Origin of the sequence: Rhizobium sp. P38BS-XIX (genome assembly GCF_012641435.1) — a bacterium.
Lineage (GTDB): Bacteria > Pseudomonadota > Alphaproteobacteria > Rhizobiales > Rhizobiaceae > Rhizobium.
In genome coordinates this window covers 204141-217528 of sequence record NZ_JABAIJ010000002.1, presented here as the reverse complement: position 1 = coordinate 217528, position 13388 = coordinate 204141, and the positions used below count along the sequence as shown (strand labels likewise).

11 protein-coding genes are annotated in these 13388 nt (G+C 56.6%); 7 read left to right on the top strand and 4 right to left on the bottom strand.

Going from position 1 to position 13388, the window contains the following annotated elements:
* Window positions 1–215 precede the first annotated feature (215 nt).
* Together HGP17_RS10130 and HGP17_RS10125 are read left to right on the top strand one after the other, a co-directional pair.
* On the top strand, window positions 216–464 hold the full coding sequence (locus HGP17_RS10130; protein WP_168808511.1) for a hypothetical protein: 249 nt from the start codon (window positions 216–218) through the stop codon (window positions 462–464).
* 40 nt (window positions 465–504) lie between these two features.
* Entirely contained in the window at window positions 505–1215 is a 711-nt protein-coding gene (locus HGP17_RS10125) for a Crp/Fnr family transcriptional regulator (protein WP_168808509.1), read from the top strand.
* A gap of 170 nt (window positions 1216–1385) precedes the next feature.
* Here HGP17_RS10125 and HGP17_RS10120 read toward each other — a convergent pair whose 3' ends face one another.
* Both HGP17_RS10120 and HGP17_RS10115 read right to left on the bottom strand, forming a co-directional pair.
* Window positions 1386–1844, bottom strand: a complete 459-nt coding sequence (locus tag HGP17_RS10120) for a cyclic nucleotide-binding domain-containing protein (RefSeq protein WP_168808507.1) — start codon at window positions 1842–1844, stop codon at window positions 1386–1388.
* 258 nt (window positions 1845–2102) lie between these two features.
* The gene (locus tag HGP17_RS10115; RefSeq protein ID WP_168808505.1) at window positions 2103–2387 is read right to left on the bottom strand and encodes a hypothetical protein; all 285 of its coding nucleotides are present in this window, start codon (window positions 2385–2387) and stop codon (window positions 2103–2105) included.
* 1363 nt (window positions 2388–3750) lie between these two features.
* Here HGP17_RS10115 and HGP17_RS10110 point away from each other — a divergent pair.
* From HGP17_RS10110 to HGP17_RS10090, 5 genes are all read left to right on the top strand, one after another.
* Window positions 3751–6132, top strand: coding sequence for an FdhF/YdeP family oxidoreductase (locus HGP17_RS10110; RefSeq protein ID WP_168808503.1), 2382 nt, complete (start codon window positions 3751–3753; stop codon window positions 6130–6132).
* Between the two features lie 140 nt (window positions 6133–6272).
* Entirely contained in the window at window positions 6273–6800 is a 528-nt protein-coding gene (locus tag HGP17_RS10105) for a DUF4142 domain-containing protein (protein ID WP_168808501.1), read from the top strand.
* Window positions 6801–6825: 25 nt separating this feature from the next.
* Window positions 6826–7368, top strand: a complete 543-nt coding sequence (locus tag HGP17_RS33995) for a DUF2934 domain-containing protein (protein ID WP_205925910.1) — start codon at window positions 6826–6828, stop codon at window positions 7366–7368.
* 738 nt (window positions 7369–8106) lie between these two features.
* Window positions 8107–10047, top strand: a complete 1941-nt coding sequence (locus HGP17_RS10095) for a PAS domain-containing sensor histidine kinase (protein WP_168808499.1) — start codon at window positions 8107–8109, stop codon at window positions 10045–10047.
* A 264-nt stretch (window positions 10048–10311) separates the two neighbouring features.
* On the top strand, window positions 10312–10608 hold the full coding sequence (locus HGP17_RS10090; protein ID WP_168808497.1) for a PRC-barrel domain-containing protein: 297 nt from the start codon (window positions 10312–10314) through the stop codon (window positions 10606–10608).
* Between the two features lie 955 nt (window positions 10609–11563).
* On the opposite strand, the gene HGP17_RS10085 is transcribed toward HGP17_RS10090, so the two are convergent.
* Together HGP17_RS10085 and HGP17_RS10080 are read right to left on the bottom strand one after the other, a co-directional pair.
* Entirely contained in the window at window positions 11564–12175 is a 612-nt protein-coding gene (locus tag HGP17_RS10085; protein WP_168808495.1) for a flavodoxin family protein, read from the bottom strand.
* Window positions 12176–12612: 437 nt separating this feature from the next.
* Entirely contained in the window at window positions 12613–13368 is a 756-nt protein-coding gene (locus tag HGP17_RS10080) for an SDR family oxidoreductase (RefSeq protein WP_168808493.1), read from the bottom strand.
* Between the last annotated feature and the right edge of the window lie 20 nt (window positions 13369–13388).

Genomic DNA, 13388 nt, shown 5'->3' with positions numbered 1-13388 from the left:
CCACTGGGCAAAGCCTGGTGCAAACCTCATGAGACCTACCGGGTCTGACAAGTTCGAAAGCGATCGGTTGCGGCTTCTTGCGCTACCGCTTCGATATTGTTCGAAACTGTTGGGATAGCCTGTCGGTCAACGTTCGCCAAAGCAGTACATGATGGCTTCAACACGCTGGAACCTTTGAAGACGATCGCCGTTCCCAAGATCAGAACGATTTCCGAATGGAACAGAAAATGCCCCGATATTATTTCCACGTTCGATCACATGAAGGCTTACAACGCGATATTGAGGGATCGGTGTTCGATACAGCCGACCAGGCGCAGGTCGAAGCCGTCAATTCTGCAAGGGAGATCGTCGGTGCTCGGATTGCGGCGGGGGAAAGCGCTGATGGCGATACTTTCATTGTTGAAGATGAGAACGGAAATATCGTCTTTCAACTTCCATTTCGCTCGGTCGTGAGATTCGACTGAGAGGAGAGCGGCGAGAACTCTTAACGAGGCATGCAAGGACATGGATCGCAACTATGTTTCGACGAACAAGCTTTTATCGATCCTCCCGGTCGAGGACTACGCGACGATCGTTCCAGATCTGGAACATGTTCAGCTTAGGATGGGTGCGGCTATTGCCATGGAAGGAAGCCCGATCGATTACGTTTACTTCCTGACAAGCGGAATCGGATCGCTGTTGACCCATACGCCCGAAGGCCGCACCGCCGAGGCAGGCGTTTTCGGCCCTGAAGGCTATGTACCCACGTCCGCTATCGCAGGCGTTGAAATCAGCTCCTACGACGTATTGATCCAGTCCGAGGCCGAGGCCGATCGGATGAGCTATCATCGATTTAGACAGCATATGCTCGAAAGTAAGAATTTTTCGAAGCTCATGATCCGGTCGATAGAGGCTTTCTCGATACAACTTGCCTACAACGCAATTTCGAACGCTCTGCACGACGTGACGGAACGGCTCGCACGATGGCTCTTGATGTGCCATGACCGGGTTCCTGGACACGAAATCACCCTGACCCACGAGTTTTTATCGACAATGCTCGCTGTGCGACGCCCAAGCGTAACAACCTCTCTTCATGTATTGGAAGGAAACGGTTACATTCGCGCGGAACGCGGCAGGATCACAATCCGAAACCGTAGCGCCCTGGAGGAATTCGCGCACGATGCCTATGGCAAGCCGGAGCGGGAGTACGATCGACTTTTTCAGAACCTGTTCTAGGGCCGGCGCGCTCGAACATTTCATAACAGACTTGAATTTCCGCGCCTTCGCACTTTTGCGGGCGCTTTTATCATGTCTTCGACCACCCTATTTTCCAGGGTTGGTGTCGCCCTCAAATACAGTCTATACGCAGACTCTGGTGTGCTAAGCACCGTTTTGGCCGCACCTATTTACGTTGCAAGGTGTTCTGCGCGCAGTGTCGTGAGTTCACCGGTGGTGTGAATCAGTCTACCGGCGAGGACGCGCATCACTCCTATCGCGATATACGGGTTGTCGTCGATCAGCCTCACAAATTGCTCTTTGCCGATGCGGAGAACCTCCATGTTCGTGGCAGCCCGCACTGTCGCCGTTCGCGATGTATCGCAAAGGATTGCGATCTCGCCGACGATGGAGTTAGGATAAACATCCGCCACCTTCGCATCGCCGTCCGCCGAATGAACTAGAACTTCCGCAGATCCGGCGAGAATGACGAAAGCGGCGTCACCCCGGTCGCCCTGCCGACATAATGACGCGCCGGATCGAAATTGCTTCCGCTCGGACGTAAAAGCAAGAAGTTTCAACTTTGGTGTTTCGATCGCCGAGAAAATCGGAACTTGCCTCAACATCTCCACTTCATCGCGCAAATACATCCGGATGGTCTCCTTAAGCTTTTGCCTTCAATCCTCAGCGGCTTCAGTGTTGATTAGCCGCCTCAGGACGCAAAGCAGCCGGGGCGAGCTGCCATCGCCACTCGTCAGGCTGCGAAAAGTCGTTCACGGCAACGCGAAGCGAGGTCGAGATAAAGGCGTTGCGGTTTCACCGCGTCCCTTGCCGACAAAGTAACTCGCCACATGCAAACCGTTTTGAAAGGTCGAAGGTTCCCACCAGGGTTGAGGGCAGTGTGTGGACTACGAGTGTGTCTTCCCCATTGTGAGATCGCGCAGGTCTCTCGTAATGGCGGTAAGTCTTTCGATGTTGTCCTGGAGTTCGCCTGCGAACATATCGCCGACGACCGGCTCGACACCTGCGAGCGTCATGCGTGACAAGGTGCCACGCGAAACGACTTCCATCTCGTCGAGTTGTTCATCGGTCACGCCGAGCATAAGATAAAGACGACTGAGCGTGTGCGCGACCATATATTCGATCGCAGCAAGGCGAGCCTCCAATTTCAACTGAGGTTCAGTAGGGATCATCTGCTCTCCTCCACTTTTTCACCAGACCGAACACGGCTGATCAGATGTCGGGCAAACAAACTAGCTGGATAAAACAATGTGCCGGACTAGGCTTCTCAACATTGGCACCGATGGGAAGTCTCTTCAAAGACCGCCGAACCGGAACATCGCTCCATTGTCCACTTCGGATGGCGCAAGGCGAGCTTGCTAGACCAGGTCGCAAGTGCGAGGCTGATCAACAACGGCGGTCACGGGCCTGCTTACAACACCGCCTACGAGGTCGGCTAAGCCCTTGTGCTTGGCGCTTGCGACCAAAAGCTCTGGAACGGTCCTGTGACCTTCTCGGAACAAGGTAATGATGATGGCCCCGGCCAATTCGACGTCAGGATCAGATTTTGCAAGACCATGCTCATTGCGCCACTGGTCAAGGACGGTTCGGACAATCTCAAATTCTGCAGGCCCAAATGCCGTTTCGAAGAATGCACGCATCGAACTTGACCTACTTACTCGCTTTGGGATCGATACGCAGAGCAACGATCAGAAGCGAGGATCCAAAAGCAAACAGAACACTAAGCTGTGGGCGGTGAGGTGACATAGTCTGTCATACAACCGGGCCAAACCTCGAGCCTCGGCTGCTGGCAATAGAAGATTAGCTTGTGTCGGAACAATTTAAAGAGGTAAAGGCGCCAAGGGGGCAATCTGTACGCTGGCGTACAACAAACCGAGGCGGCCTCTCCAGAGCGGCTGCGTGCTTTACGATATCGTCGCCAATGGGCCAGGGGACTTGTCCAAACAGACGAACCGCATGTGCAACGCACCACGAATGCTCTCTGCGATCGCCGTGTATGCTTGATGGCCCTTACGTGAAGGAGGCGATTTTGCGTTGCTACGCCACCACGCCTTTGATGAACACGAACTGATAATTGAGAATTTTGAGTTGCGAAAACTGCCTCCGGCGTCTCTGTCTGTTTTCGTACAGTTCCAAGCCAGAAGGTGTTTTGGGTTGCTTGAGCTAGGATGTGCCCTACCTCTTATTCATGGACAAAGACAATCCCGGTGCCAATCGCCCAACGCGTGAATCCAACTCTCACGCAGCCCGAAAGCGGCGTTTCGATGCGACACACGATGAGGCTATGGCATTGATTGAGGCCGAAGCCAAGCAGCGGCGTCTCAAGACCGAACGCTTGCGTAAGCTGCGCCTAAAAGAAGACGGCTGATCTGCCGGATCGAAGACATTTCAATTTCGCAACTGCCAGCCGTCGCGTCGACAGATGCGAGCGAAGGTTCCGTTTTGCCGCCCACGGGAACATCGGCCCTTTGGCGCGGTTTGACCTCTCTTGCCGAATAAGCGTTTGGCATGCTTGCCAAGCATGCGGAGGACTCGATGAAATCGACTGCGCGCACATCAAGGATCAAACCCTATTCGGGCCCCGCCGGGGGCTGGGGATCAGCGAAATCTGTCGGCGAAATCACCCTTCGGGAACGCCTTCCGCTCAAAGGTCCGGAGCTTCTGGCCAAACAGAACCGGCCTGAGGGCTATATGTGCGTCAGCTGCGCCTGGGCCAAGCCGGCAAAGACGCACCCCCTGGAATTCTGTGAGAACGGTGCAAAGGCGACCGCATGGGAGGTCACGACACGTCGTGCCGATCGCGCCTTCTTCAAAAGACACAGCCTGCGTGAGCTCGAGACATGGTCTGACCACGATCTGGAGGAGCAGGGGCGATTGACCCATCCGATGCGTTGGGACGTGGCCACGGACCGATACGTGCCTGTCAGCTGGGCAGAGGCCTTCGAGGAGATAAGTCGTGAGCTTCGCGCGCTTGATCCTCGCCAGGTCGACTTCTACACATCGGGTCGAGCCTCCCTTGAAACCAGCTACATGTATCAATTGTTCGCCCGGATGTACGGCAGCAACAACATGCCGGACAGCTCGAATATGTGCCATGAAAGCTCGTCCGTCGCACTTCCGGAGAGCATCGGTGCGTCGGTTGGAACTGCGATCCTCTCCGACTTTCAGAATACGGACTGCATTTTTTACATCGGACAGAACGTGGGGACCTCCTCACCGCGCCTGCTGCATGACTTGCAGGACGCCGTCGACCGGGGCGTCCAGGTGGTCACCTTCAATCTTCTCCGCGAACGAGGCCTCGAGCGCTTCACCAATCCGCAGTCGCCGGCCCAGATGTTGACGGGCGGTGAAACAAGGATCTCCTCCAATTACTATCAGGTGCGAAACGGCGGCGATATCGCCGCACTGTTCGGCGTCTGCAAAGCACTGATCGAGGCTGACGATGCGCTGCGGGCTAGTCATAAAAGTCACGTTGCAGGCGCCGATGGTGAACCCAGAGATCCGGACAATGCGTCGATGGTCGCCTTTGCGGCTTCCATCGCGGCGGTTGATGACAAACACATTCTCGACCACGGCTTTATCCATGACCATACGTCCGGGTTCGAGCAATTCGCACAAACGGCCCGCAGCCACGAATGGGCAGATCTTGAGCGATTTTCGGGTCTCAGCCGTAGCGAAATGACGGAAGCTGCCGCGATCTACGCAAGATCCAATGCGGTCATGATGGTCTATGGAATGGGCCTGACACAACAGCCGATGGGCGTTCAAAACGTCCATATGGTGTGCAATCTGGCACTCCTTCGGGGCAATATAGGAAAACCCGGAGCAAATATCTGCGCCGTTCGGGGGCATTCGAATGTCCAGGGCCAGCGCACGGTCGGAATTACCGAAAAGCCGGGTCTTGTGCCGTTGGACAAACTTCGTGACCTCTATGGCTTCGAACCACCAACATGGACCGGACGAACAACCGTCGAGACCTGCAAGGCCATGATTGGCGGCGAATCGCGTGCGATAATCAGTCTTGGCGGCAACTTCCTGCGTGCGGTGCCCGACACGGCTGCCATGGAAGACGCTTGGCGCAAGTTGAGGCTGAGCGTTCAGATCGCCACCAAGCTCAACCGAAGTCATGTCATCCATGGCGAGGTCGCCTATCTGTTGCCCTGCCTCGGCCGTATCGAAATTGATGAGCAGGAAAGTGGGCCTCAAGCGGTGTCGATAGAGAGTTCGATTGCGCATTTTCACGGCTCGCGTGGCCAGACGAAACCGGCAAGCTCCGAGCTTTTATCGGAACCTGCCATTGTCGCGGGGCTCGCTCAGGCAACGCTTGGAAACACAAAGGTTCCCTGGGCCAGATGGGTGGGAAATTACGCGCAAATCCGGGATGCGATCGAGCAGACATACCCGGAGACGTTCAGAGATTTCAACAAACGTCTGTTCCAGCCTGGAGGTTTCGTGCGGCCGCTGCCTGCGCGCGAGCGCAAATGGGTGACAAAAAGCGGAAAGGCCAATTTCCTGACGCCTGAGCGCCTGTTTCCCGACCTGATGGTCGAGGATGAGCAGGACATCCTTCACCTCGCGACATTGCGGTCCAACGACCAGTTCAATACGACCGTCTACGGCTACAACGATCGGTTTCGCGGCGTGAGCGGCACAAGAAGAGTCGTCTTCATGAACCGTGACGATATCGCCCGAATGGGCCTGGCGGCCGGCGACAATGTCGATCTGACGACCGCGATAGATCAAAAGACACTCCGCGTGGTGACGCAGCTTGCAGTCGTGCCTTACGATCTTCCAAAAGGGTCCTGCGGCGCTTATTTCCCGGAAGCAAATCCATTGTTTCCGCTGTCTCACCATGATCCAAAATCGAAGGCGCCCGCGTACAAGCTTCTGCCCGTGCGCGTCAGCCGGTCTTCATGACGCCTGTTTGCTGAATCGGCTCCTGGTTCGGTCCGGTGCGAAACCAGACAGTTCGATCATGGTGAAGAAACGCAGTAGCGGATCGGGAACACTTACGGTCGCCGAATGTTTGGGGCGCATAGAAACGCGAGGACCCATTCATGAAACATTTAGCCATCGTATCAATTGCCGCCCTGCTTGCCAGCCCGGCCTTCGCACAGTCGGCGGCCGAGAAAACTGGCGTCAACTCAATGATCGGTGTTGCACCTAAGACCGAAGACTTCGTTCAGGAAGCCGCCACCAGCGACATGTTCGAGATCGCTTCAAGCAAGCTTGCCGTTGAGCGAGGTGACGACGCGACCAAAGCGTTCGCACAGCAAATGATCACAGATCATCAGAAGACGACGGACGAGCTGAAGGGTCTGGTCACAGGCGGCAAGGTCAAGGCGCCTCTGCCAACCGCCATGACGTCGTCCCAGCAAAGTATGCTCGACAAGCTGAACGGCCTTAACGGCGCAGATTTCAACAAGCAATATCATTCGGATCAGGAATCCGTTCACGAAGATGCAGTCGACCTGTTCAAGCGTTATGGGGACGGAGGCGATAATGCCGATCTGAAGGCTTGGGCCGCCAGGACGCGACCCGCACTGGAACACCATCTCCAGATGGCAAAGGACCTTAACAAGTGAAACTGGCCGCCGTTTGGAGAACACTATGATCAACGATGATGAAAGAAGATTGCGAGCCTACCAGATCTGGGAACGTGAAGGTCGCCCGGAAGGCCGTGATGCGGCGCATTGGCACGAAGCCGGCCAGGCCGGCCCAGGTGAGTTTCAAGAATACCGGACATATTCCCCGGGCTTGGCTCCTACCGGATCGATTGTTATCAAGTTCTACCGATCGGGCGACCAGATCCGAGGATATGTCCGCAGGATCGCGGATGCGGCCGAAGATGACGCCATCTTTCCCGGCGAGGAGATGGAGCCGGACGCCGCTTTCAAACTTGCCGGATCTCATCGGGGCGAAGGCAGCGCGGTCTTCATCGAGCTCACCGAGGGTGTCGACTGGGATCCGGCCTGGGGGCCAAAAGAACCGGCTGTCCCTTCGGAAACGGATGATGCCCGTTCGTCTGACGGGCGTGCCGCCGACCGTCGGAGACAAGATTTGGCTGATGACGCTTCGAATGGCATCAAGAACGCCCTGAATGACAAGGCCGACCCGGTGCGAAAGCGCAGGCAAAATCCGCGAGCGCACTGACTTCGGCCGATACCGGTCGATTGGATCAAATGGTTTACCAGGGCGTTGGCGGCTGTCCCGAGCCGACAATGCCGGTGCCTTCGCAATGCTGGCGATCATGGCGTCTTTCGTAGCCAGCAGTCTCGCTCCATCTCTATCCAGACTGGAGCGTGATCGCGTGCCTTTGGCAAGGCGCGCACCCATCGATCGACATCGTCCATCCTCCAGCGGGTCGCCAATGGTGAATTGAGGAAAAAGTGATCGATGCGCAATCCAGCGCCAAGCTCGGGATGCCTCTCGCCAACATGTCCTAGAAGGTGTGGATGGGCGCGCTCGGATACAGTTCGCGTAGAGCGTTGGCCAAGCCGTCTTTCCTCATTCAGGCAAAAGCACGCCGACCCTCTCCTCGAATTAGCGCATCGTCGCGCCAGCGCTCTGGCTTGTGGATGTCAAGCTCAGTGGGCACGACGCTATAGTCGCGAATGAGCGCACCCGGCACGTCGAGAGCAAGCAACTTTTGTTCGCAGATCTGCAGCCGGCCCATCCCGTGAAACCTGTAGTCGTCTTGAAGGACCAAGGGCCTCGGAACTGTCTCGCGTTGACGTCATGCCTAAGCCTTCATTGCCCGACGCAGGATTATCCCTGAAGAGGCGTTGAAAGCCTCGCGCCGTGTCCGCTACCGTACCCTTACCCGCTTAAGTGAAATACCTGCTTGCAGCCTGATCGCGCAATCCTAAATTGCTTTTGGGAGACGGCCGAATGACGACAGACAGCACCAACTTTGAAAACGCGAACTCTGATCGCCGATACCGGATACTTGTCGACGCAATCACCGACTATGCGATTTATATGCTCGACACGCAGGGCCGTGTTTCGAGTTGGAATGCCGGTGCCCAACGCTTCAAGGGCTATACGGAAAATGAGATCCTCGGCGAGCATTTCTCGCGCTTTTATACAATTGAGGACAAGGCCGCAGGCGTTCCGGCGATGGCGCTTGCAACGGCGGAAGAAGATGGGCGGTTTGAGGCCGAGGGCTGGCGCGTCCGGAAAGATGGGGAGCGATTTTGGGCTCACGTGATCATCGACGCCATTAGGGATACGCAGGGACAGCTGGTTGGCTTTGCCAAGATAACGCGAGACCTGTCTGAACGAAAAGTCGCAGAAGAAGTCCTCAAGCGTAGTGAGGAGCAATTTCGCCTCCTCGTCCAGGGCGTGACCGATTACGCCATCTACATGCTTGACCCGAACGGCCTTGTCTCGAGTTGGAACGCCGGCGCCAAGCGCATCAAGGGCTACGCTCCAGAGGAAATCATCGGCCAGCACTTCTCCAAATTTTATACGGAGGAAGATCGTCAGATCGATCTCCCACGCCAGGCACTCGAGATCGCTGCGCGGAACGGCCGGCTGGAGAAAGAGGGATGGCGCGTACGCAAGGATGGAACACGCTTTTGGGCGACGGTCACAATCGATGCGATCCATCGAGATGACGGCACGCTGATTGGCTTCGCTAAGATCACGAGAGACATCACCGAGAAGCGCCAGGCTCAGGAGGCTCTCGAGCAGTCTCGGCAGGAGCTGTTTCAATCACAAAAAATGGAAGCGCTCGGACAGCTGACGGGTGGAGTTGCGCATGATTTCAACAACCTGCTGACCGCGATTTTGGGAAGCTTGGAAATCGCGCGCAAGCGCGCGTCCGAAGGCCGTGACGTCGGTCATCTGATTGAAAACGCGATTGCCGGTGCAAAACGAGGCGCGTCGTTAACGCAAAGGTTGTTGGCATTTTCGCGTAAACAAGACCTCAAACTCGAGCCGGTTTCAGTAACGGCTCTCGTTTCCGGAATGGCCGACCTTGTGCAGCGCTTGATCGGGCCGGCGATCTTGATCGACATGGTTTTTCCATCGACGCTCCCCGATGTGCGGTCGGATCCCAACCAGCTCGAAAACGCACTCGTCAACCTCATCGTGAATGCGCGTGACGCTATGCCTGCCGGCGGTTCGATCACCATCTCGGCCAGAGAACACACGGCCGCCCCGGGCAACGACTTGGGCCTGTCTGCCGGCGGATACGTTTGTCTTTCCGTCAAAGACGAGGGCGAGGGGATGGATGCATCGACGCTCGAAAACGCGATGACGCCATTTTTCACGACAAAGGGCATCGGCAAAGGCACAGGACTTGGGCTACCAATGGTGCAAGGCTTGATGGCGCAATCGGGCGGGCGACTGGTAATGCGATCGACACCGGGCGAAGGCACGGTTGCTGAGCTTTGGCTACCCCTTTGCAATGAACAGGCGGAGCCAGCGACAAGGGTCGAACGAATGGCTGCTGCTCCAGACCGGCGCCTGTCCGTCATGGTCGTCGATGATGACAGTCTCGTGCTGTTGAACACCGCCCTCATGCTTGAAGATCTTGGTCACACGGTGATCGAAGCTCACTCCGCAAAGGAGGCGCTCACCCTTCTCGAGGCAGGTCAACTGCCGGACGTTGTGATTACAGACCATGCGATGCCGCAGATCACCGGCGCCGAATTGCGAGAGAAGATCATGCAGCTCTATCCCGATCTCGAAGTCGTGTTGGCGACTGGCTATGCTGAACTGCCACATGGCGCCAAGGAAGGGCGCATTCGCCTTTCGAAGCCCTTCTCGCAGGCTCAATTGAGCGAAGCCCTCGCGCAAGCGTCTGAGGCAACAATCAAGAGATGAATGTCGCCCACACGCGACGTGGTTTTTTTAAAACCGCTCGGCCACGATAAAGACGGAACGTATCGCCCATCCGTTCTTGCGTAAGTGGGTATGCGCATGAACCTGGAGCGGTGGCGACCGTCGACCAGCCTGCGCGCCGGATCGGAAGCACCGCGACAAAGCGCCCGCGGTCCGCGCCGCGCAGCGCTCGAATGGAGAGGCTGTGCAACAGGAACATTTAGCCTCGGCAATGGTTTGCCTAATCTAGAAACGATGGAGGCAAGTATGGACCACAGCAATCACGTGAGACTGGAAGATGCCGAGTTTACGCCAGATGTGCTTGAAGGCGCCACGGTTTACGGAGCGGACGACCACACTGTCGGCAAGGTCGACCATTTCCATGGAAGTGGCACAAGCGGCACTGTGGTTATCGATGTCGGCGGTTTTCTTGGAATTGGCGCAAAGCCCGTTGCGGTCCCGGTGTCCGACCTGAACTTCATGCGGGACGAAAATGGTACGGTGCATGCCGTAACCAGCTGGACGAAGGACCAGCTTAAGGAAATGCCGAAACATCAGGACTGATACCGCAGAACCTGATCAAACCTGGAAGACGGCGCAGAAATGTTCGCCGTCTTTTTTTTCTGGCGTCGCGTCGGGTGCGGACGTCTTCAGCTTACCAAGCGCGCTTCAATTTAACAGGCAGATCGGCAAAAGTCGCTTCAAGCTCCCAGTTCACTTTTCAATGGTTATACGATCTTCGACATCAAATCAGCCGAGGGGGAGTCGGTGAGCCGCTCGAGCTCTTCGAGTGTATCGCCGGCGTCACATTGACGCGACGGCTGACGTGCATGCACGACTGCCCAACCATTCCTGAATTACGACCCGGTCATGATCTATAAATTCGGACCGGGCGGCGCTGGAAAAGTGATAACGAAGCTAAGCATGTGCGTCGAGAGACCTTTCTTGGACAAGATTTCCCGACCGGAAACCTTGGCCAGCAAGGGTGCGCGCTTTATCGCAAGCACAAAATTCGGATCGTCTCGGACGCGAACTTCAAGCCTATGAGCTGCAATAGGAAGCCGGTGCACATCAAGGGAATACTCCAGCGCGCGCTGAAGCGGCAGAAAGGTAAAAGAAAGGCCGATACCTTATGACGGCTACCGGCCTTTGGGGGAGAATGATGGAAGTCTGCGGAGGAAAACCGCGAGCTTCCAACAATGTTCCCGAGCGAGAATATAGCGGGCATCTTTCATGCCTTCAGCAGCTTGCCAGCCCCACCGAAAGGGCATACAGAACGCCTCTAATTATGCAAGAAGTGCCCGAAGCGGGGCTCCATAAGGCTGGCACCATAGCAAGAAGCCAGTTCGTCTTTTCAAGTTCCCACATTCCACGCGTCTCGAGAGCAGCTTCGACTTGTCCGTCGGTGATCGACTCCGTTCGCGAGTTGAGCGCCGCCCATCACGACCTGCACTGGGCGCCATGAGATCGCCGTGCATACGTTCCTGCGTGGCGATGTTAACATCGCCGGATGCGGACACTACTTTTCACCCGGATATTGACTGGCTTTCAGGAGACTGGCCAAGTGGACGGTATTCCTTGCAAGCATCGCGACAGCTGTCGTAACTTTCTTCGGAATTTCCTTAAGATCGACGAAGTTCGTGCTGCCCATCGCTTCGCCAACCCAGTAGGCGACGGCGTTTGCCGGAATCGTGAAACCGACGTCATTGAGCGCCTGATATAGCTCGGCGGATACGTGATGAGCCCCATCCTCGTTCCCGACAACGGCGACCGCTGCAACCTTGCCATATGAGACCATTCTGCCTTGGTCGTCCGTTTCTTCAAGGAAGGCATCCATGCGCTCAAGAACGCGTTTGGAGATGCTGTCGGGTTGTCCCATCCATATTGGTGTCCCAAATATCAGGATGTCAGCCGCGAGCACCTTTTTACGCAGAGCTGGCCAATCATCGCCACGGCCTTCATCGGAGGTGACACCTGGAAGGATGTTGTGATCGGCAAGCCGGATGGTCTCCGTTTCGACGCCAGCTTTCTTCATCTCAGCGGCGATGAGACCAAGCATGCGGTCGGTGGAGGACGGCTCATTGCCAGTCCGCTTCAGAGTTGCATTGAAGGCGAGTGCTTTGAGCGTCATGATGTTTTCCTTTCGCAACGACGAGCCGAAAACCTCTGCGACCAACGAATGTTCCCGCCACTTGGCGGCTAGGGCCAACTCAGGCAGCCATCCCATGTGCTTTTGGCAGATCTCCATTTCGGTTTTTTCAGTCTTCTCGAGATGCAGGCACATCGATCGCAAATACCATCGCTCTTCACTCGCTCACTGCGGGTCAAGCGACGTTGTGATCAGCCTGACCAGATATTCCCAGCCATTGCACAAACGTGGATTCCTCAAGTCCACGCCCGCCGACAATGGTTGCGAGCGTGGAACTGAGACATTTGTCGATGAGCAGCGTCAAGATTCGCTTCGGGAGGTCGTCGAGTTTAAGCGTGCAAGTGCTCTTCGGCGCTTTCGCGCGCCAGGCAGGCTTGCCTCATAATGATTTCTCGTTGGCACGCGCCTGACGCCGGTCGTTACGCGGTGAAGCCGCCGTTGACATCGATGACCGAGCCGGTCGTGAAGCCCCCGTGCGGGCCGGCCAGGAAGACCACTGCTCCTGCCACCTCGCTCAGCTTGGCGTAACGGTGGATGGCGTGGCTCTCCATGATGATCGGAGGGAGCTTACCCTTCGATCCGGCTGCCATGTCGGTGTCCATCATGCCAGCCTGGACGACGTTGACGGTGATGTTGCGGCCGCCGAGATCGCGGGCAGCGCCGCGCGAGTAGCCGATCACCGCGGCCTTGGACGCTGCATAGTCAGCAGTCCCTGGGAAGGCGATGCGCGTGCCGAGACCCGAGCCGATCGAGATGATACGACCGCCATCCGGCAGAACTTTTGCGGCGGCGCGTATGTTGGCGATCACGCCGAAGGTGTTGATCGCCCACTGGCGATCCATCGCCGCATTATCGATCTCGGGATCGTCGATCGTCTTGCCCTGCCAGGCGACGGCGGCGTTGTTGACGAGGATGTCGAGCTTGCCGAGCTTTTCTACGACCTTGCGGATCAGCGGCTCCGACGCGTCGGGATCGCCCTGGTCAGCCTCAATTGCGATCGCACGAACGCCCTTGGCGATGAGACCCTTGACGACAGCGGCCGCTTTCTCTTCGGAAGCGACGTAGCTGATCGCCACATCCGCGCCCTCATCCGCAAGCGCATTGGCGATTGCAACGCCGAGACCGCGCGAGCCGCCGGTGACAAGGGCAACCTTGCCCGAAAGTGATTTGCTCATTGTGATACTCCTTGGTTCGA